Source organism: Aporhodopirellula sallentina SM41 (assembly GCF_000346505.1).
Lineage (GTDB): Bacteria > Planctomycetota > Planctomycetia > Pirellulales > Pirellulaceae > Rhodopirellula > Rhodopirellula sallentina.
In genome coordinates, this window is the sequence record NZ_ANOH01000488.1 from 1 (window position 1) to 20526 (window position 20526).

Annotated in this window: 16 protein-coding genes; 10 read left to right on the forward strand and 6 right to left on the reverse strand. The window is 57.4% G+C overall.

The features are described 5' to 3' along the window. The 9 genes from RSSM_RS31095 to RSSM_RS31135 all read left to right on the forward strand — a co-directional run. The coding region (locus RSSM_RS31095; protein ID WP_144060265.1) for a hypothetical protein at nt 1–1007 on the forward strand (1007 nt) is incomplete at its 5' end. A 1-nt stretch (nt 1008) separates the two neighbouring features. Beyond that, a complete protein-coding gene (locus RSSM_RS31100; RefSeq protein WP_008689473.1) occupies nt 1009–1218 on the forward strand; it encodes a hypothetical protein in 210 nt (69 codons plus the stop codon). Further along, on the forward strand, nt 1211–1912 hold the full coding sequence (locus RSSM_RS31105; RefSeq protein ID WP_236621520.1) for a ferredoxin: 702 nt from the start codon (nt 1211–1213) through the stop codon (nt 1910–1912). Before RSSM_RS31100 ends, RSSM_RS31105 begins: the two co-directional genes overlap by 8 nt. Before the next feature lie 113 nt (nt 1913–2025). Beyond that, on the forward strand, nt 2026–3333 hold the full coding sequence (locus tag RSSM_RS31110; RefSeq protein ID WP_008689476.1) for a 4Fe-4S binding protein: 1308 nt from the start codon (nt 2026–2028) through the stop codon (nt 3331–3333). Further along, nucleotides 3330–5225: an outer membrane protein assembly factor BamB family protein gene (locus RSSM_RS31115; RefSeq protein ID WP_008689479.1), complete on the forward strand. Its 1896-nt coding sequence runs from the start codon at nt 3330–3332 to the stop codon at nt 5223–5225. The genes RSSM_RS31110 and RSSM_RS31115 overlap by 4 nt, the downstream gene beginning before the upstream one ends. Continuing rightward, nucleotides 5222–7681 (forward strand): NAD(P)H-dependent oxidoreductase subunit E, encoded by a 2460-nt coding sequence (locus RSSM_RS31120; protein WP_008689481.1) that lies wholly within the window; start codon nt 5222–5224, stop codon nt 7679–7681. Before RSSM_RS31115 ends, RSSM_RS31120 begins: the two co-directional genes overlap by 4 nt. Next, complete coding sequence (locus RSSM_RS31125; protein ID WP_008689483.1) at nt 7682–9259, forward strand: FAD-dependent oxidoreductase; 1578 nt, start codon at nt 7682–7684, stop codon at nt 9257–9259. A gap of 112 nt (nt 9260–9371) precedes the next feature. Beyond that, nucleotides 9372–10364 (forward strand): ABC transporter ATP-binding protein, encoded by a 993-nt coding sequence (locus tag RSSM_RS31130; protein ID WP_236621521.1) that lies wholly within the window; start codon nt 9372–9374, stop codon nt 10362–10364. 6 nt (nt 10365–10370) lie between these two features. After that, the gene (locus RSSM_RS31135; protein ID WP_008689487.1) at nt 10371–11765 is read left to right on the forward strand and encodes an ABC transporter permease; all 1395 of its coding nucleotides are present in this window, start codon (nt 10371–10373) and stop codon (nt 11763–11765) included. A gap of 478 nt (nt 11766–12243) precedes the next feature. Here RSSM_RS31135 and RSSM_RS31140 read toward each other — a convergent pair whose 3' ends face one another. Both RSSM_RS31140 and RSSM_RS31145 read right to left on the reverse strand, forming a co-directional pair. Beyond that, nucleotides 12244–12501, reverse strand: coding sequence for a hypothetical protein (locus RSSM_RS31140; RefSeq protein ID WP_008689489.1), 258 nt, complete (start codon nt 12499–12501; stop codon nt 12244–12246). Continuing rightward, the gene (locus RSSM_RS31145) at nt 12498–12725 is read right to left on the reverse strand and encodes a hypothetical protein (RefSeq protein ID WP_044304147.1); all 228 of its coding nucleotides are present in this window, start codon (nt 12723–12725) and stop codon (nt 12498–12500) included. The genes RSSM_RS31140 and RSSM_RS31145 overlap by 4 nt, the downstream gene beginning before the upstream one ends. A gap of 200 nt (nt 12726–12925) precedes the next feature. Here RSSM_RS31145 and RSSM_RS31150 point away from each other — a divergent pair, with 200 nt between their 5' ends. After that, nucleotides 12926–13996: a prenyltransferase/squalene oxidase repeat-containing protein gene (locus RSSM_RS31150; RefSeq protein WP_008689494.1), complete on the forward strand. Its 1071-nt coding sequence runs from the start codon at nt 12926–12928 to the stop codon at nt 13994–13996. Nucleotides 13997–14498: 502 nt separating this feature from the next. On the opposite strand, the gene RSSM_RS31155 is transcribed toward RSSM_RS31150, so the two are convergent. The 4 genes from RSSM_RS31155 to RSSM_RS31170 all read right to left on the reverse strand — a co-directional run bounded on the left by RSSM_RS31155 (nt 14499) and on the right by RSSM_RS31170 (nt 19870). Further along, nucleotides 14499–15881 carry a Gfo/Idh/MocA family protein gene (locus RSSM_RS31155; protein ID WP_081613946.1) on the reverse strand — a complete coding sequence of 461 codons (1383 nt, stop codon included), beginning with the start codon at nt 15879–15881 and terminating at the stop codon, nt 14499–14501. A gap of 278 nt (nt 15882–16159) precedes the next feature. After that, nucleotides 16160–17698 (reverse strand): alpha-L-fucosidase, encoded by a 1539-nt coding sequence (locus tag RSSM_RS31160; RefSeq protein ID WP_008689498.1) that lies wholly within the window; start codon nt 17696–17698, stop codon nt 16160–16162. Nucleotides 17699–17810: 112 nt separating this feature from the next. Continuing rightward, nucleotides 17811–19097: a Gfo/Idh/MocA family protein gene (locus tag RSSM_RS31165; RefSeq protein WP_008689499.1), complete on the reverse strand. Its 1287-nt coding sequence runs from the start codon at nt 19095–19097 to the stop codon at nt 17811–17813. Continuing rightward, nucleotides 19094–19870 carry a 3-keto-disaccharide hydrolase gene (locus tag RSSM_RS31170; RefSeq protein ID WP_201767249.1) on the reverse strand — a complete coding sequence of 259 codons (777 nt, stop codon included), beginning with the start codon at nt 19868–19870 and terminating at the stop codon, nt 19094–19096. Before RSSM_RS31170 ends, RSSM_RS31165 begins: the two co-directional genes overlap by 4 nt. Nucleotides 19871–20526 lie beyond the last annotated feature (656 nt).

Consider the following 20526-nt stretch of genomic DNA (forward strand, 5'->3'; position numbering starts at 1 on the left):
TGCTCAGCGTCATGATTCTCGGTGGTGTTTCCGCCGTTGTCATTAAAATGGAATCGTTGACCGATCCGGGACGCAGTTTTGCATTCGATGTTTCTCGGCAACTTAAAATTGACGATTCCCTGTTGCACTACACCGAATCCGAACCGATCGCGTTGCCGGTAACCGACTCGCATTCATTTGCCGTCGCGCCGGATGGAAACATCGTGCTCTGTGGCGAAACATCGGTCACCATCCTGGATGACGCGGGCGGATTGCTGTGGGAATTGCCACTGCCGTCACGCCCACGCTGCGTCGTGGTGGCGGGCCAGCAGCATGTTCATGAAGGACGCATTTACGTCGGTTGTGAAAACACCGTTGAGGTCTTTGCTGCCGACGGGATGCCGGTTGATTCGTGGTCGATCGATGCAAAGTACCCGCTGTTGACGGCGATTGCCGCCTCAAACGATCGCGTGTACGTCGCGGACGCGGGGAACCAAACCGTGATGGTATTCGACGCATCGGGAAATCGCGTCGAGGACATCGGCAGCGGATTTGTTGTGCCGAGCGAATATTTCGATTTGTCGGCGGAGCCCAACGGATTGATACACATCGTCAATCCGGGGGCGCGCCGAATCGAGACCTATACCGCGGACCGAAAAAAAGAATCGGAATGGGGCCAGGCAGGGGCGAACATCGAAGACTTTTTCGGGTGTTGCAATCCGGTGCATATCGCAGTGTTGCCGGGCGGACGATTTGTCACTTCCGAAAAGGGTATCGCTCGGATCAAAATCTACGACGACCGAGGCAACATGCAGTGTCTCGTCGCAGGCACGCAGCAGTTGATGCAGCGGCACTCGACACAGACGGACGGAATCCAGAACGAACTGGTCCTCGTTGCGGACGTTTTTGACATCGACGTCGACCCGCTGGGCAACGTGTTGGTGCTCGACCAAGCACGCGATGAGATACGGAAGTTCGTCTTGGTCGAAAACAAAGTCTTCGTCGAAAATAAAGAGAACGAGCAATAAGATGAACCGCCGCCAATGGATCCAAGCGAGCGTTCGATGGTCACTGGCAACGGTGATCGCGGCGGTGGCGTGGATTTTGGCCAAGCGACGTCTGACGTCCGAATGCAGCGAGCCGGTCGACGCCTGCCGCGATTGCATCGTGGTGCAGCGTTGTGCATTACCGGCCGCCGCGATCGAACGAGCCAAACGCCGGGAGCCTCGTCGTGTCTGATCGAAACCAACACACTGGCGCAAACCAACCTACCGGCACGGGCGCTCTTCCCGTTGCAGACCGCCGCGAGTTCATGATGCGTGGAACGCGTGTTGCCGGCGCGATCGCGCTGGGGACGCTCGGTGGACTGCTCGCGGGGAGTCACGGTGACGCGGAGGAAACACGGTGGCAAATTGATCCCGATAAATGCATCGGATGCAGTCACTGTTCGACCTACTGCGTGCTCGATGAATCGGCGGTCAAGTGTGTGCAGTGCTTTGACATGTGTGGGTATTGTGATATCTGCACAGGCTATCTCGACACCAACTACGACGACGTCAACACCGCGGCCGAGAACCAATTGTGTCCGACGGCCGCGGTTGTTCGTGAGTTTGTGGAAGACAAGGCGGGCCAGCGGTTTTATCAGTACACGATCGACGAAGACGCTTGCATCGGATGTGGCAAGTGCGTCAAAGGTTGTGCGTTGATGAACGGATCGTTGTACCTGCAGGTGATGCACGACCGATGCGTCAACTGCAACGAATGTGCGATCGAGAAAGCATGTCCGACGCAGGCGTACACGCGAGTCCCTGCTGAGAAACCGTACCTGGTCAAAGCTCAAGCACAGTCGCTTTACGAGAGCAAACTCGCTGATGAGGCTCTCGCGCAAGACGATCCGGTCGCAAAGTTGATGCGGATGGTGACGATGCGATGAACGCTGCATGCTCACTGCCGGAAAGAGACACCAAGCCGCGAATTGCGTTTGCTCGGTGCTTTGGCATTCGGCAGTCAGGTATTTGGCAGTCAGGTATTCGGATCAGGAGCGTGATGGTCCGCATCCTGGTGATCGGGTTGGTTCTGGTCGTGTCTTCGAATGCGACGGCGGAATTGATTCCGACGCCAGATTTCACTTCGCACGCGATCCCGACGACGGAGGTTCCACCGGGCGATGGTGCCGGTTGGGAATACGTCGACGTCGCCGCGTTGGCGATTGCGTTGGGATTGGCGAGTTACTTTGCGTTGGTCACGCGTTCTCGCAAGCATCTGTTTGCACTGTCGTTTGCATCGCTCGTTTGGTTCGGATTTGTGCGGCAGGGGTGTGTCTGCAGCATCGGTGCGACGCAGAACGTTTCACTCGCTCTGTTTGACCCGGCTTACGTGATTCCGATCACGGTTGTTGTGTTTTTCCTCTTGCCGTTGTTGTTCACGTTGTTCTTCGGTCGCACGTTTTGTGCGGCGGTCTGCCCGCTCGGGGCGATTCAAGAATTCGTGTCGATCAAAAACGTCCAGATCCCGCGTTGGGTGGATCATTCGCTCGGCCTGCTCGCGTGGATCTATCTCGGTGCGGCGGTGATCTTCTCTGCGACCGGGACTGCGTTTTTGATCTGTCGCTACGACCCGTTTGTCGGATTCTTTCGACTCGGGGGAAACGCGAACATGATGATCGCCGGCGGTGTGCTGCTGCTGATCGGTGTGTTCATCGGGCGGCCGTATTGTCGTTTCCTCTGTCCGTACGGAGCCGTTTTGTCCGTGTTTTCGCGTTTTTCGCGGTTTCATGTTCGCATTCCGCCGACGCAGTGCATCACCTGCGGACTGTGTTCGGAAGCGTGTCCTTACGGCGCGATCGAGGCCCCGGTGGCTCCTGCGTTACCGAGTGAAGCGTCGCGCGGCCGCAGTCGGCTCGGTTGGATCTTGTTGGCATCGCCATTGATCGTCGCTGTGTTTGCTGCGACCGGATCAATGATGCGTGTTCCTCTCTCGCAAATGGATCTGGACGTGCAACTCGCGCAACAACTACGCATGGAAACGCTAGGCCTGGCCACGACAACGACCGATGCGAGCGACGCATTTCGTAACGCCCGGCGTGACGAGCGAGTGCTGTTTGAAAGTGTCCTCGTCAAACAGCAGCAGTTCGGCCGTCTCGGTTTGCTGTTGGGAGCATGGATCGGCGTGGTGATTAGCGTCAAATTGGTTTCGCTCGCGATTCGCCGGCCTCACGCCGACTATCGGGCGGACACTAAAAACTGTGTTTCATGCGGTCGATGCTTTTGGTACTGCCCGGTGGGTGATGCTCCGGCGGGAAAAAATGTGGCGAATGAACAGCCCGAACCGTCTCAATTGGTGCAAATCACATGAGCCGACCGCTGCAACCAATGTGGGAATCGTTGATGCGTGACGAACGTGCGTGGCGGCGGATCGCAATCATCGCAGGGGCGCTATCCGTTTTGATCGTGACGGTCATGTTGGTGAGCTTCTTCGCCCGCGAGACGGATCCGAGTCTGAACGGGACATTCGCGGAGTTGAAACAATCCTTGCAGGATACCCGAGGCAACGTGGAAAGACACGGCGCGATTGCCAATCAGATTCGCGTGCTCGACGTTGAACTGCGAAAGGAGTACTTCGACCGCAGGGCGTTCATGACCGTGGCGAGTTGGTTGCTGTTGGCGAGCGTTTTCGTCGCCGTTGCGTCGGCCAAGATGGTTGCGACGATTGACAGGCGGGCTCCCATCCTTGGCGAGATGGTGAGCGATGGCGGTGATCCGGACGCGACGATCAGTGTGCAGTCGATTTCCGCCGTCGGTGGTTTCGCGTTGGGCGTGCTGCTGTTTTCAGGTTGGCTGATTGTTTCAGCTCGAAGTGTGTTGCCGTCCAATGCGAACCAGCTCGCGGCATTGTTTCCTGAACCAGAATCAATCGTCGCTATGTCGACGGGCACGAATAGCCAGGAGACATTGACTGAAGCAGCGAGCGATGTCGAGCAAACGGATCGAGCGGCGATCGAGGAAGACTTGCTGCCGACTTCTCAGGCGAAGCCATTGCCCACCCTCCAGACGAGACTCAAAAACTGGACACGTTTTCGCGGTACCGACGGTTCGGGTGTTGGGCTCAACGCGTCGATTCCCGAAGCGTGGGACGTCGAATCCGAGAAAGGGATTTTGTGGAAATCGCCGATGGAGTTGCCGGGATCGAACTCGCCGATCGTGTGGGAAGATCGCGTCTTTCTCTGCGGTGCGACCGCGGAACGACGAACGGTGTGCAGTTTCGATGCTCGCAGTGGCGATCTGGTTTGGCAAACGGATGTGCCACTGCCTGCGCCGGAGTTGGATGACGGAGAACCGGTGGAAATGGAGGTCAACGACGACACCGGGTTCGCGGCCCCGACGATGACGACCGACGGCGTGCGGGTGTATGCCATGTTTGCGCACGGGGACGTGGTTGCCGTGTCGTTCGATGGCGAGATCGCATGGCGTCGCGAATTTGGCTTTCCGAACAATCCGTACGGGCATGCCTCTTCACTCGTCGCGGAGGGCGATGTGGTCTTGGTGCAATTGGATCAGGGCAGTGAAGACGAACCGGAATCGCAGTTGATTGCTCTCGCGGGGGCGACTGGTGAAACCGTTTGGGAGACCAAACGTGACGTCCCGGCGTCTTGGTCGACTCCGTTGGTCGTTGAATACGAAGGCGAACGCCAAGTCATCACGTGTGCCAATCCGTGGGTGATCGCCTACCGAGCGAGTGATGGTGAGGAATTGTGGCGGTGCGACGCGCTGTACCAAGACGTCGGCCCTTCTCCGGTCGCCGCCGATGGCATTGTTTATGTTTGCAACGAGGTCCCCGGCGGTGCCGCAATCCGGTTGGGAGGCAGCGGTGACGTCACCGAAACGCACGTCGATTGGATCGTCGACTTTGGCGCCCCCGACACGACTAGCCCACTGCTGGTTGACAACATGATTTTGATGTTGGCGTCGTTCGGAACGTTGACCAGCTATGACATCGTCGAGGCCGGCGATCCTTTGTGGGAAGTCGATTTTGACGACGGGTTCAAAGCGTCGCCGACGCGGATCGGTGAACACGTTCTGTTGATCGGCGAGTCGGGATTGTGTTGGTTGGTGACGGCCACGAAAGAAGGCTGCGAGACGGTTTGGGAAGCGGACTTTGGCGAAAGGGTTTCGGCCAGCCCCGCGGTTCTCGGTGAACGGATTTATGTTCGTGGGGACAACCATCTTTTCTGCATCGGTGGATCATGAACGAGACCACAAGTGAATCTCGAAACGGAACCTGCGACGACCTGGCGTCGACGCAATGCGACGTTGACTTGGCGTTTGTCGAATCGGCGGTGACTCAGAACGGTCGCGGAGTGGAGGCGGTCATTCCGATCTTGCAAGCGATCCAAACCGAGTATCGCTATCTGCCTGATGCGGCGTTGCGTCGGGTGTGTGAATTGACGCAGATCGCACCGTCGACGATCAAGGGAGTGTCTACCTTTTACACGCAGTTTCGCCATCGGCCGATGGGAAAACATGCGATTCAGGTGTGTCGCGGAACCGCCTGCCATGTGAAGGGAGCTGACCTCATCGAGGAGGCGATCGCGTTGCATTTGGGTTTGAAACCCGGTGAGGATACCGACGGTCGCGGGCAATTCACGATCGAACCGGTCGCGTGTCTGGGATGTTGCACGTTGGCTCCCGTGGTCCAAATCGATGAGGCGACCTACGGACGTTTGACTCCTCAGAGTGTTCCGGCAACCGTGCGTGGGTTCGCACGCCAGTCCGCCGAGCAGAAGACCGCTCGTCGTGATTTGCGAAACCGAAATCGCTCAGCAAACGCAGTTTCCGTCGGCGAGATCCGTGTCGGGCTTGGGTCGTGTTGTGTCGCCCAGGGCAGCGGTCACGTCTTTGACAAAGTTCAGGACGTGGTCAGTTCGATTGGTGCCGCCGCGGATGTGAAACGGGTCGGATGCGTTGGCATGTGCCATCAAACGCCTCTGCTCGAAACTGTGCAAAGTGATGGGACGAGCCGGTTGTACTGTCACGTGCAGGCGGAACAGGTCGAGCAGATCGTTCTGCAAAACTTTCAGCCGTCGGGACTCGGGGCGCGGATGCGAACCTCGTGGTCGAAATGGGTTGCCGGGTTGTACGGACGCGAGAACGGCGCGGACGCTCTCGTCGAAGCGGTCTCGCCACAAGAAGGTCCGGTCTGTGAGTTCCTCGGCCCACAGAAACGAATCGCGACGGAGTCCTGTGGCGATATCGATCCGTTGGACCTCGACGAGTACCGACGGCATGACGGTTTCGTGGCGTTGAAACAATGTTTGAACGATCTTTCCCGCGGGGCAACTGGCGAGACAACTGGCGAGATAACTGGCGAGGCGATCATCGACGAGATCGAAAAGAGCGGACTGCGAGGACGTGGCGGAGCGGGGTTCCCATCGGCGATCAAATGGCGGACGGTGCGGGGCGTTACCGCGGAGACGAAGTATGTGATCTGCAATGGTGACGAAGGTGATCCGGGCGCGTTCATGGACCGCATGATTTTGGAGTCCTTCCCGTACCGAGTGATCGAGGGAATGGCGATCGCAGCGATCGCCGCGGGGGCTCATCAAGGATACTTCTACATCCGGGCCGAGTACCCTCTCGCGGTGCAGCGGATTCGGCATGCGATCGCGGAGTGTGAAGCCGCCGGTTTGCTCGGCGACTCGATTCTCGGCACCGACTACTCGCTCCATTTCTCTGTCAAGGAAGGTGCGGGGGCGTTCATCTGCGGCGAAGAAACGGCGCTGATTCATTCGATCGAAGGCGGGCGGGGAACCCCACGTTTGCGTCCTCCTTTCCCGGCCGAATCCGGTTTGTGGGAGAAGCCGACGTTGATCAACAACGTCGAAACGCTGTCGTTGGTGCCGTGGATTTTGCGACACGGAGGTGATGCGTTCGCCAAGTTCGGAACGGAAACCAGCAAGGGGACCAAAGTCTTCGCGCTAGCAGGGAAGATCCAACGGGGAGGTCTGATCGAAGTTCCGATGGGTGTCACCATTCGCCAAATCGTTGACCAAATTGGTGGCGGTGTTCCCAACGGTCGGCGGTTCAAAGCGGTCCAGATCGGCGGGCCATCGGGAGGTTGTGTGCCGGCGAGTTTGGCCGACACGCCGGTCGACTACGAGGCTCTTCGCGATGTCGGTGCGATCATGGGCAGCGGCGGAATGGTGGTCCTCGATGACTCCGATTGTATGGTCGATATCGCTCGCTATTTCCTGCGGTTCACCCAAGACCAATCGTGCGGGAAGTGCACGTATTGCCGCGTGGGAACGAAACGAATGCTGGAGATTCTCGAACGGATTTGTAAAGGTCAAGCAAAGAAGAAGGATCTGGTTTTACTCGAGGAATTATGCCACAGCGTCTCGAGCGGCAGTCTGTGCGGGCTCGGCAAAACGGCGCCCAACCCGGTGCTCTCTACGCTGCAATACTTCCGCGATGAATACGAAGCCCACATCAACGGTCATTGCCCGGCGGGCAAGTGCAAGGATCTGATCGCGTATCACATCAATGACTCCTGCATCGGATGCACGCTGTGTGCTCAACATTGTCCCGTCGACGCGATCCCGGCGGTCCCCTATTCCCAACATGTCGTGGACGTTGATCGATGTACCGCGTGCGATACCTGCCGCGTCGTCTGTCCCGAAAACGCTGTCGAAGTGGTGAGAAGATAAATGCCCACGATATCGATTGACGACCAAACGATTGACGTTCCCGAAGATTCCACGGTGCTCGATGCAGCCAATCGGTTAGGCATTGAGATTCCGACGTTGTGTTTTCTCAAGGGATATTTGCCTTCGACATCGTGCCAGGTCTGTTTGGTGCGAGAGCGAGAGAGTGGCAAACTAATGCCATCCTGTGCCACCAAAGTGACCGATGGCATGCAGATCGACAGCGAAACGCCGGAGGTGCATGCGGCGCGTCGGACTGCTCTGGAGTTGTTGCTCAGTGATCATGTGGGCGATTGTTTGGCCCCGTGTTTCTTTGCCTGTCCGGCGCACATGGATATTCCGTTGATGTTACGACAACTCAGCAAAGAGAATTTGCACGGGGCGATCGAAACGATCAAGAAAGACATCGCGATCCCGGCGATCTTGGGGCGGATTTGCACCAAACCGTGCGAGAAAGGTTGCCGTAGGAGTTCCGCGGACGATCCCGTTTCAGTATGCGAACTGAAACGCTACGCCGCCGACCAAGATCTCGATGCAGAACAAGTGTATGCGCCGGAGTGTGCCGCCGACTCCGGGAAACGAGTCGCGATCATCGGTGCGGGACCGACCGGTTTGTCGGCGGCCTATTACTTGCGCCAACGTGGTCACGCGTGTCGTTTAATCGAAGCGACAAAACAACTCGGAGGCAGACTGCGTCACGAGCCGGACCCGGAATCATTGCCGCGAGAAACACTAGACGCGGAAATCCAACAGATCGTTCGATTGGACGTCGATGTCCAAACGGAAACGCCGGTCGACTCACGCGAAGCATTTGAAAATCTGGCCGAGTCACACGATGTTGTGCTGATCGCTGCGGGGGCAGACGCAATGAATCTGGCTGACGAGTGGTCGTTGAAAACTTCGCGTCGCGGTCTCGAGATCGCGCGCGAAACTTACCAAACCGAACGAGCAAACGTCTTCGCGGCTGGATCGGCAGTGCGTGGGAAATGTCTTTTTGTGCGGAGTGCCGCCGACGGCAAAGAGGTTGCTCAGTGCATCGACCAGTATCTGTCTGGAAAGTCCGTCGCCGCGCCGGCCAAACCGTTCACGTCTCGTTTGGGACGGGTAGCGACGGACGAGATGAAACAGTTCCTCGCCGGTGCGGTGTCCGTGCCCGTGCAAATCTTGACCAAGCAGGAAGAGTATTCGTCCGATCAGGTTTCCGATCAGGTTTCCGATCAGTCCAACCGGTGCCTTTCATGTGGCTGCGTCGCCCACGGCAATTGTCGTTTGGAAAATTACTCCGCCCGATACGGTGCCGACCCCAACCGTTTCGGGTCGCGACAAGGGAACTACGAGGTGCTCGGCCGGGGCGGCAATGTTTTGTTCGAACCCGGGAAATGCATCAAGTGTGAATTGTGTATTCAGATCGCTGCGGAGTCTCGTGAATCGTTGGGGCTGTCGTTTGTTGGCCGTGGTTTCGACGTTCGCGTCGGTGTTCCGTTTGGCGGCAGCTATGACGAGGCGATGGGCGAGTTGGCTGAGAAATGCATCGCCGCCTGCCCGACCGGTGCGTTGTATTTCGACCCAAAGGCAGAGTGAAAGTGGTGCGAAACGGCCAGAAAAGCGGGGGCTGAGTTTGCGGTTTCCGTGAGCTTTGCGATTGCGGTACCATTCCGGGTGCGTCATCCCACATCAACACCCGAGTACCGCGTTGATAACCACCACGCCCCCCGCTGTATTGGTGAACGAGCTGCGAAAGAGCTACGCTCGGGAGGGCGGTGTGTGGCCTTTCGGAGGATCGCGTCAATCACGGCATGTCGCCCTCGACGGGGTTTCGTTTGAACTCCGGCAAGGCGAACGGCTGGCGTATCTCGGCCCCAACGGGGCAGGGAAGACAACGATGATTCGATGCCTCTCGGGGCGGACGCGGCCTGACTCGGGGAAAATTGAGTTGCTCGGGAGACCGGTCGATCGATCGTCCGCCCGCGAGACACTCGGATTGGTACCGCAGGAAATCGCGTTGTATGCCGACCTGACGACGCGCGAAAATCTCACCGCGTTCGGCCGCTTCCACGGACTCCGCGGATCGGAGCTTCGCAAGAGCGTTCAGTGGGCGCTGCAGTGGACAGGGTTGAAAGACCGAGGCGATGACCTCGTGTCGACCTTTTCGGGAGGGATGAAACGACGCGTCAACTTGGCGTGTGGTGTGTTGCATCAACCGGAGGTCTTGTTGCTCGACGAACCGAGCGTCGGGGTGGACCCGCAGAGCCGGCAGCGGATCTTTTCGATGCTTGATCAATTGAGCGATCGGGGCACTTCGATCCTGCTAACGACTCACCATCTCGATGAAGCGCAAACTCAGTGTGACCGGATTGTGATTGTCGACCGTGGCCGCGTCGTGGCGTCGGGCACGTTCGACGAACTCCTTCGACAGACGATCGGCGGTGACCGCAACGTTCACGTGCGGTTGGATCAAGAACTCCGTGGGGAGGGAAACGAACCACTCGCGACGTGTGGATTGCCACTGTCGGTGACTCCGGGGGAGCATTCCATTTCGGCGAAGGTGGCCGAGATCGCGATCGGACTGCCACAGTTGATCGACGCGATCGGGGCGGCGGGTTACGGCGTCGTTGACGTCGAGGTGCAAAGCCCGTCGCTGCATCATGTTTTTCTGCACCTGACCGGCCACGAATTACGAGACTGAACCGAAGTGATTTGGAAAGTCATCGAAATTCATTTACGTCGCCTTCGTCACAATCGTGTCGAATGGTTGCTGACGTTCGTCGTGCCGATCGCCTTCTTCAGCATTTTTGCGTTGATCTTCACGCGCGGTGTTGGCACAACGCCTCGGGTGAAGGTGGTGTTGGTCAACGGTGCGGCGGAAACGACAGACGCGCCGACAGTCACCGATCGATGCCAGGAAGTGCTCGATAGCCTTGGCGAAAACGAAGGTCTCAAGGTGATCCGGGGATCGTCGGATTCCACCACCGTGGATCGAGCGACGGCGGAGTCGATGGTGCGTCGCGGGACAGCAACGATCGCTGTGGTGATCGATCAAAAAGACGAACAACTCGCCGCAGAACTGCTCAACGACGCGTCCGACCAAGTGGCCAGCCAAGTGGTCACGGCGCTCGTTACTCGCGCGATCATCATGGGCTCCGCACCAACGCCACCGAGCGTCCAACCCCCTGTGTCGACAGCCGACAACAGGGCGTCGAGTCCAGAGCAGCCATTGCAATCGGAACGCTCGCAACCGGAACACTTGCGGCCAGGGCAAATTCAGTCGCGGCAACTTCAGTCAGAGCAACTTCAGTCGGGGCAATTGTCGCCTCAGCAAATGCAAACCGAACAAGCCGACTTTGCCCAGTTCGTTCGCAATGTCGCGTCGAAACCGGCGGCGGGCGAATCAGGGGCATCGGCAAACGATGGGAACGCGATCCTGCCGCCGTCGTTTGCTCCTCCGAAGATAGACGTGGTCAATGTCATTGGCGAGGGAAAGACCAATCCTGTCATCAGCGTCTATGCCGCCGGAATCGCAGTCATGTTCCTGCTCTTCGGTGCGACGACGGGAGGCGGTGTTTTGTTGGAAGAGCGAGAGAACCAGACGCTCGAACGTTTGCTAGCCACGCACATGACGATGGATCAATTGTTGTTAGGCAAATGGTTTTACCTGACCCTTTTAGGGTGCGTTCAGGTGACAGTCATGTTTGTTTGGGCGCAACTCGTTTTCGGATTGAACCTGATCGAGCATTTCGACGGTTTCGCGATGATGACGGTCGCGACGGCGTCTGCGGCGGCATCGTTTGGTCTCTTCCTGGCAACACTGTGTCGAACCCGCGGCCAACTCGGCGGACTCTCCGTTGTCGCTGTTTTGACGATGAGTGCACTCGGTGGGTCGATGGTGCCGCGTTATGTGATGAGCGAACCGTTGCAACGTGCGGGGCTGTGGACGTTCAACGCGTGGGCGCTCGACGGATACGACAAAGTCTTCTGGCGTGAGCTGCCGCCGGGCGAGCTAGGCCCGCAACTCGCAGTGCTGATGGCAACCGCGTTTGTGCTGTTGCTAGCCGCCCGGTTGCTGGCCATCCGCTGGGAAGTCACCTAGAACCTGTCGAGCGTAGCCAACACCACCGGAACAAGATCGAAAAGAGAAGTTTTTGACCCCGAAGACATCTGAGGTTTATTCAAGGGGGCGCGGAGTTTCAGGCCTGGCTGCGATGACCCCGGCCGGCGGCAAATCATCATTGGGTGCCGGCATCCGTAGGTGTCGCTGTGCTCAACCCATGGCTACTTGATGAGATGCCTGCGGGATAGTCGCCGGCTTCCGGGGAATCCACAGCCCTCAACCGGCGTCGTGAGCCGAATGGCCGTGAGGCCTCCGGTAGTGACGCCGATACGGTTTGCCAAGCGAGCTCGTCCCCGCGACGAAGAAAGCCCCGCCACGGAAAAAAGTGCCCGAAGAAAAACGCCATCAAAAGCGAGGGCGTATTCATCCGAGACCTGACCGGTCAACAAACCAGCCGGTTAAAACTCGGCCAGCTAAAATTGACGTCCGGCGGTAGATGGCCACCGGGACAGATGGGTTAGCCCGAGTACTTTTCGAGCAGTTTGGCGACTGCGGCCGGGTCGTCGGCTTCTCGGAGTGCCTCGATTTGCGATTCGGAAACGCCGATCTTTTCCAGATGGCTGGCCAACCGCTTCCAGATGGTGGCGCGCTTTTTCCCTTCGCTGAGGTAGAGATCCGTTACCGCTTCGGAGGCTTTTTGCAGCCCGATCACGTCGCGATTCTCGTAGTAATTGCGAATGATCTTTTCTTGGTGCGGGGTTCGGTTTTGGCTCATCGTTGGTTCAATTTCTCTTCGGCTTTGGCTGCGCGGAGAGCGGCTGCTTCACGCGGCAGCTTGAACTCTGGCCCGGCAGGGAAATACTGGACGTCGTCCTGTAGATAATACGGGCTTGGCAGCGTTTGACCATTGAGCGACACCTGGCAGCCAGTCGTCGCGGTCAGAAGGGTCAACAACGTAGTCGCAGCCACGAATGTGCTGACGGTCGTTCGTAGATTCATCTTGTTTGTCATCGTGGTACGCCTCTCGTGCGATTCGAGTCCAGCCAATCGGTGGCACAATCGTTATCGACGTTACAGCCGTTACAACTTCACTGGTTTCTTGGAAAATCGCACGTTTCTCGATCAGGCGACTTCCTGATATGGTAGATCGTGCTCAGTCGCTCCCAAAATGACGCCGTTCTTCCGAAAAGGGGACATTTATGAACCGCTCATCACTCGATCGCCGTCGGTTTTTGCGAAACGTTGCGGTCGGAGGCGGCGTCGCGGCCGCGTTAGGGGGGCTTTCCCCCCGAGGACTCTCCCCCCGAGCCCACGCGGCGATCCCCAAACCAAAATGGCAGGAGGCGATCAACCGCGGACTGGATTGGCTCAGCAGCAAACAGTCTTCGCGCGGCCAGTGGAATACGACGGTTTACCCGACCGCGATGGCGGCCCTCGCCGGCACTGCTCTGATCGCCAGCGGCAGCACGACGACCCAGGGACCCTACGCCCGTCAAATCGCCCGAGCGGCTGACTTTTTGATCAGCAAATCCCGCAGCAACGGGCTGATCGGCGACCCGCAAACAGATTCGCGATACACCTACGGGCACGGGTTCTCGATGCTCTTCCTGTCACAGGTGCTCGGCGAAGAAGGCCTGCTCGACCGACGCGAAGAGCTCGTCGATGTGCTCAGCCGGGCGGTCGAGTTCAGCGGCAACGCCCAGACCGCCGCCGGCGGGTGGGGGTATGTCTCGGCGAAGGAAGGTAACGATTTCGATGAAGGCAGCACGACCATCACGCAGGTTCAAGGGCTCCGCGGATGTCGAAACGCTGGCATCCCCGTCAGCAGCGAGGTGATCGAAAAGGCGAAAGAGTACATCTACCGCTGCAAGAACCCTGACGGCGGAATCAGTTACAGCAGCCGTCAAACAGGCAGCAGCCGACCCGCGATCACAGCAGCGGCTCTCGCGGCCCTCTACAACGCCGGGGACTACGACAGCGAACACGTTCCCGAGATGCTCGCCTACAGCAAAGAATCGCTTCACGATATCGGACAGGCCGGCCAGTCGTTCGGCCACTGGCACTACACCTACCTGTACTACAGCCAAGTCGTTTACCGACAAGGAGACGAGTTGTGGTTCCCGTTTCGTGACCGGTTGTACGATCGGATTTCCGCCGAGCAGCAAGCCGACGGTTCCTGGGAAGGACAGATCCATCCGGTGTACGTCACCGCCTGCAACCTGACCATGTTGCAGATCGATCGAGGCTTCCTGCCGATCTATCAACGTTAAACGCGACCGTCAAAGCCACCTGCCAATGCAGCCCAGTCTTCGGATAGACGGTCGTGGATCTTGTCAAAGATCCTCATGCAACAGGATCTTTCACAAGCCGTTGATTACCGACAAGACTCTTTCCGCCGAAGGTGTTTTAGCAATTTGCCGGCGGCCGAGCGAAGCGACCACCGCCGGACTTGTGAGTAAAGCCCAGTTTCGACCCCGAAGGTGGTCGCAGATTCATCAAGACGGTTGCGCTGTGACAACCTTTGGGGGCGGTCAGAACTGCTTATGATCGATCTCCCCAGGTGCGCTGACGCGACCTGGGGCTAATGGCTCGAAATCCCGCCCGGGATAAGCACCGACCTATGGGTGACTGACAGCTTTCACAAGATCCACTACCCGAAAAGAGAGCTGCACAACCTGCTAGCGCGTCTAAGCAAATGATGTCGCCAGAATCCGAGGCTTGAATTCTGGCGACTCACATAACGAGAGCGGATACGTCCGATCCCAAAATGCTCTAGATGCCGTCGATCTCGTATCCCTCGCGGCTATCGCGAGCGAGGAACGAGTTGGCTTCTTCGTCGCCGATGATTTCGCGTTTGTCCGGATCCCAATTCAGTTCGCGTCCCAATCGGATCGAGATGTTGGCCAGGTGGCAGGTTTCTAGCATCCGGTTGTGCGACCAAACATCTGAAATCGGTTGCGTCCGATCCCGCATCGCTTGGATGAAGTTGTCCGTATGGTTGCGAGCGACCGCGCCGCCGTAGACTTCTTCGATCGCTCCTTCGGGCAACGGGTTCGATTCGAGATCCTCGACGGGCTTGCCAACGATCTTACCGCGGTTGACGAAGAAACGTCCTTTCGTTCCTTCGAACATGATGCCGTTGTCGCCGCTGCTGGTGATTACCAACGGGATGTCACCGGGCATGTTGACCAGGATCTCAAACTTGGTCGGAACGTTGTAACGATCTTCGACGGTTGGGTAACCGTCTTTGTATTCGACCGGCAGCGAATAGCTCACTGGCGTGACTTTATTAGGACCGGTCGTGTCTGCGCCCAACGCCCATGTGGCGATGTCGACGTGGTGGGCACCCCAGTCATTCATTTGACCGCCGGAGTACTCGAACCAATTCCGCCATGCATAGTGACAGTTGGTGTAGCGAGGTACGCCGCCGCCGTAACCTTTTCGCATTTCAGGCAACGCACGATAAGCAGTCTTCGGTGCCGGTCCAAGCCAGAAATCCCAATCCAGTCCTTCGGGCACGTCGACCTTCGGAAGCACTTCGGAGCTTTCCGAGCCGCCGATCCCGCAGGTGATTTTCTTGATGTCGCCGATCCGTCCGTCTCGAACCAACGCGACCGCTTGCAGGAACCGTTTCTTGAATTCGGTTCGCTGCATCGTGCCGACTTGGAAGACGCAACCGGTTTGCTTGACGATCTTTTCAATCAGTTTTCCTTCCGCGATCGTCAGCGTCAGCGGTTTCTCGCAGTAGACGTCTTTGCCCGCGAGCATCGCTTCGACAGCAACTTTGGTGTGCCAGTGATCCGGTGTTGCGATCATGACCGCGTCGATGTCATCGCGATCGAGGATCTTCCGGTAGTCGGCATATCCGTCGGGAGCTTTGCCTTGCCGCTTTTTGGCACGTTCAACGTTCTCACCGAGCACATTGGCATCGACGTCCGCGAACGCGGCAAAGTCAGCGAACTGGAACGACTTATTCGTGATCGCCCAACCTTGATTTCGCAATCCGATCGTCGCGAAGACCGGGCGTTCGTTCGGTGATGTATCGGCAAAGGATTTCTGCGACATCGGGAACGCAAAACCAGCAGCACCGATACCGGCAGCGGTCAGAATTTGCCGACGGGAAGGACGTAGGGACGGAGTCACGGCGGGCCTCATTATGGGAAGCGGGGAAGGTTAGGAAATAGAGCGGAACTGTCTGGAAAAGTGTGTTTAGGCTACCAAGTGCGGGCAGCTCAAACCACCCTCGGGGTCCGGTGCCATTACCGCACGGCCACTCACCCGAGCATACGACGGGGAGGTGTGCGCGGTTCTGTATCGACGCCACGCGATTCCCCCAAGATCAAACGTCAAAGGGCGGGAAGGGGGTGGCGAGAAAGGGTGGAGTGCGTGTATTTCGCTCGAACCGGTTCACCCAATTCGAGCATATTGAGTGGTTAAATCTCTCGGTCGATTCGAAAAACGAACGCGTGTTTGAGTTGCAGATCGCTCGGCAGTTCGATCGACAAACCTTCTGTCGACTGCTGCCACTGGAGCGAACCGTCGTATCCGAGTAGTTGAACGTCGTCGATCGCTTCGGACATTAACGCCGATGATAGTTGATGAATCGTGACGGTGTGGCCGGAGGTCGGTTCGCCCAACGCAATTGCGTAGAGAGTGTTCCCCTGCGTCGTGAATCGGATGTCTTCGCCCTGGAAGCCTTGGAAGTGTTGATCGGCCAAGTGCCCGGTCGGCGTTTGCGACGGCCCTTCACCGAACACCAGCCACGGACGCGAACCGTAGATCGCCTCCCCGTTGATCTTCAACCACGCGCCGACTTCTCGCAAAATCCGCTGCTGCTCTTTGGGGATCGTTCCGTCGGGGTGCGGGGCGATGTTCAATAGCAAGCACCCGTTTTTGCTAACGATGTCGACCAAGTCATCGACGATTCGGTTCGCGTCGTAGTACGTGATGTCGTCCGCATACGACCATGATGATGCGGAGATCGATGTATCGGTCAGCCATGGTTCGGGGTAAATGTCAGGCATGCGTGCACGCTCTAGATCAACGGTGCCTGTCCCCAATTTCATGTCCGGTCGTTTGAACGTGAGCACCGGTTCTTGCGCACCAGCGATCGCATGGTTGTAGAACTCCGATGCCATCTTGAGCCGAACGTTTTCCGTCAAGATCTGCATGCGATTGTCGAACCATAGCAGGTCCGGTGAATAACCCTGGACGACCTCGCGGACTTTGTTCAGCCATTGTTCTTCGAACTGAGGCGTGGGACGCGGATGGATCACCATGTTGTTGTCTCGACGTCCAATCAGTGCCATCTTTTGCGCCGTCGCAGGAAGTATCGGCCCGTAGAGTTCACGGAATTCGGGATCCGTGGTGTCGGTGTTTTCATCCCACGTTGGGAACCATCCCCAATACCAACTGTGATGCATGCTGGTGACAAACTTCAGACCGCGTTTCTCAATCGCCGTTTTCATCTCCGCCACGACGTCGCGCTTTGGCCCCATCGCCGCCGCGTTGAACGGATTCACTTTGGAATCCCACATTGAAAACCCGTCGGCGTGTTCGGCGACCGGGCCTGCGAACTTGGCTCCTGACTCGACATATAAATCGACCCACTGATCGGCGTCAAATTTTTCAGCGGTGAGCCGAGGAATCAGGTCTTTGTAGCCATGCTCGGAAACCGGACCATAGGTCTCCTCGTGAAAGACGCGGTTGGGATGTCCTTTGACATACATATTGCGTCCGTACCAATCCGTGTTCCGTGTCCCCATCGACGCGGAATAGATCCCCCAGTGCGCGTAAATGCCGAACTTGGCATCACGAAACCATTCCGGGCACTCGTACTGCTCGAGTGATTGCCAGGTGGGCTCGAACGGTAGGGCGGGAGACTCGGCGTGCACCCGAGCGTTTGCGATCCATGCGGCGAGGATCACAGCCCCGACGATGGATTTTGCAAAACGAGGAAACAACGATTGCATCGGTACGCTCCAATTCAAAGAAAGTCGATCGAGTTAGCTGATTGATATTGGACGTTTGCGGAGTCAACAGCCCGTGGCGTTCGAAGCCGATACCACCACAAACGCTTGTGTTCTAAAAGTTCATCCATTCGTTGGAACGTGGTCGCGATCGCATTGCGTTTGCCTCCGCATCGTCGATGAATTCTTCACGTTCGGGGTCCCACTGCAACGGACGCTTCAGTTTCATTGCGATGCTGCCGATCAGCAGGGTGGTGCTGAGTCGGTGAAGGGCTTCGGCGTCGTAGTTTGGTTTCGCTCCAAAACGCACGCAGTCCAAGAAGTTCCTCTGTTCGCGAGGAGGACGCGGCCACATTTTGTTGTCGGTGTATTTTTCGTCGAAGATCGAGTGGTCGTCGCTCATCAACGCGGTGTTCCATTTGTTGTTCCCGCACCATCCGTCGGAACCTTCAAATCGGATGCTCGCTTTCGTTGACTTCACGTGCATGACGACTCCGTTGGCGAACGTGTACGTCAACTCAAACTTATTTGGAACACTGTTCAACGCGTTCTCGGGGATCTCGCCCACGCCTTCGACTTTCACCGGACTGGTGTTCTCTGAGAAGTTCGCGACCTGCGCCGTATCGCAGAGGTGCATGCCCCAATCAGTCAGGACACCGGCGGCATAGTCTTCAATTTGTCGCCAACATTGTGGATGCGTCCGGTTGGCACAGTACGGAGCGTACGGCGCGGGGCCGAGCCAGAGTCGGTAGTTCATGCCTTTGGGCACGGGGGATTCGGGAAGCTTCTGCCAAACCTTGCTTTTGTACGGCAATCCGACATGGATCGTGTGCAGTTTCCCAATGCCGCCATTGCGAACCACTTCGGCGAGTTTGTGATAGCGAGGCAGCGATCGATCTTCCAATCCGACCGTAAACACGCGCCCGGTTTTCTTCACAACATCAACCAGTTCGCGACCTTCCTGAATCGTCAGAGTTGGCTTTTCAGAAATCACGTCCTTGCCCGCTTCCAAAGCCATGGTCGACATCGGAACATGCCAATGGTCGGGCGTTGAGATACAGACCGCATCGATGTCGTCCCGCTGAAGGATCTCACGGAAGTCATCGGTTACGAAGCAATCCTGGTTGCCATAGGCGTTGTTGACCGATTTAGCAGCCCGTTGTCGAGCCTCCGGTTTGACGTCACAAACGGCGACCGCCCGGCAGTCGCTCTGCTCGAGAAACATCTTCAGGTTGACGCCGTGTCCCTGCAGTCCGACACCGATGAACCCCATCGTGATTCGGTTCGACGGTGCGTTCTTCCCGAAAAGGTGGGCCGGAACAAACGCGGGAGCAGCGGCCAATCCCGTCGCCGCAATTCCGGTCGCTTTGAGAAGGTCGCGTCGATTCCTTTGAACGGTCATGGGAGTTGCTCCTTTGTCGAGTTGTTCGAGTTAGCGAGGTCACGTACCCAGATGTTTCGAAACGCGACTGGGCTGCCGTGACCCTGAAACAGGATTGGCATCCGATCGGCATGCGGTTCATAGGGAAGTGACTTTTGATGTCGTGTTGGCCCCAAAATCTCAGTGTCCACCTGCACGAAGACACCGTTGTGCAAAACGGTGATCAGGGCCGGAGCGACGAGCCGGTCTCCGTCAAACTTTGGCGAACCAAAGAAGACGTCGAACGTTTGCCATTGCCCAGGTGGGCGACACGCATTCACCAGAGGTGGTGTTTGTCCATAGATCGCCCCCGCGGATCCGTCCGCATAGATCTTGCAGGTGTAGGAATCGAATACTTGTAGCTCGTATTTTTGCATGAAGAAGATGCCACTGTTCCCCGCATTCATCGGGTTATTTGTCGGCGGATCAGGGGTTCGCCACTCGACATGCAATTGGCAATCTCCGAAAGCGTCTTCAGTCACCAAGGGGCCTGCTCCCGCAACAATCCAACCTTCACGCACCGTCCACTTGGTCGGCCGGAAGTGTTCGAGCGAACGACCGTCAAAGAGTACGATCGCGTCCGACGGCGGCGCCTGCGAATCCATTTCGCCCGGGATGACGCGGGGAGGCTGCGGACGATCCGTTTGATGGACAGTGAACTCCGTACCCGGGATCAAAGGAGTTTGATAGTCGGTATGGCACTGGAGCACATGAAAGCCGTCTTCGGCAATGATGGGTCCGGAAGAGACAAGCACTGCGAGAACGATCAATGCACTTCGCAAGAATGGTTGCGGCATGGCGTGACAACATGGGAGGTGGGATATCAAGATACAGGACCTATTCGAAAGCTCATCATCCGTTCGACGTTCGTCGCGGCGAGGAAGCGTTCACCGGGCCGAAGTTTCGACGCGCGGTCGATTCATCACACGGTTCGGATAGGTGCGAAGCGAGCAATCGCTATCAAGATAATGGACCAGTGTCTCACGTGTCAGATTCGTGTCACCTGCCATTTCACCAGAAAGGACAAATCACCACACCGAAAGCACTTACGTCAAAAGTCAATAGAATTGGCGCGCCGTGTTGATGGGCTTGATTGGCAAAAGGGGCCACACAAGAAACGAGGTCTTTTTCGCAAGCGAGCAAACCAATGTCGCCAGTTGTCGGTGCTTTAAATTCGATGCCCTAAAGTCTGACGAATCCACCTACAGGATCGAACACGCCAAATTCAGAATCCAAGTAGCTAAACTCGCCAACGGGCGGTTGATTTAATAGCCCGATGCGCTAGCGAGGGATGCACACAACCACGCGCTCCAGCATCAGGCGAATTCATTGTCGTTAGCCTCGGGGGGCCAACAAGTCAATGAACCGGCACGGGTATCATCAGACCCCGTGAATCGCCGAAAGTCTTGGC

What these genes read in the sequence shown, in the direction of transcription:
- RSSM_RS31100 (WP_008689473.1), top strand. Translation starts at nt 1,009, where the DNA reads ATGAACCGCCGCCAATGGATCCAAGCGAGCGTTCGATGGTCACTGGCA.
- RSSM_RS31110 (WP_008689476.1), top strand. Translation starts at nt 2,026, where the DNA reads ATGGTCCGCATCCTGGTGATCGGGTTGGTTCTGGTCGTGTCTTCGAAT.
- RSSM_RS31115 (WP_008689479.1), top strand. Translation starts at nt 3,330, where the DNA reads ATGAGCCGACCGCTGCAACCAATGTGGGAATCGTTGATGCGTGACGAA.
- RSSM_RS31120 (WP_008689481.1), top strand. Translation starts at nt 5,222, where the DNA reads ATGAACGAGACCACAAGTGAATCTCGAAACGGAACCTGCGACGACCTG.
- RSSM_RS31125 (WP_008689483.1), top strand. Translation starts at nt 7,682, where the DNA reads ATGCCCACGATATCGATTGACGACCAAACGATTGACGTTCCCGAAGAT.
- RSSM_RS31140 (WP_008689489.1), bottom strand. Translation starts at nt 12,501, where the DNA reads ATGAGCCAAAACCGAACCCCGCACCAAGAAAAGATCATTCGCAATTAC.
- RSSM_RS31145 (WP_044304147.1), bottom strand. Translation starts at nt 12,725, where the DNA reads ATGAATCTACGAACGACCGTCAGCACATTCGTGGCTGCGACTACGTTG.
- RSSM_RS31150 (WP_008689494.1), top strand. Translation starts at nt 12,926, where the DNA reads ATGAACCGCTCATCACTCGATCGCCGTCGGTTTTTGCGAAACGTTGCG.
- RSSM_RS31155 (WP_081613946.1), bottom strand. Translation starts at nt 15,881, where the DNA reads ATGAGGCCCGCCGTGACTCCGTCCCTACGTCCTTCCCGTCGGCAAATT.
- RSSM_RS31160 (WP_008689498.1), bottom strand. Translation starts at nt 17,698, where the DNA reads ATGCAATCGTTGTTTCCTCGTTTTGCAAAATCCATCGTCGGGGCTGTG.
- RSSM_RS31165 (WP_008689499.1), bottom strand. Translation starts at nt 19,097, where the DNA reads ATGACCGTTCAAAGGAATCGACGCGACCTTCTCAAAGCGACCGGAATT.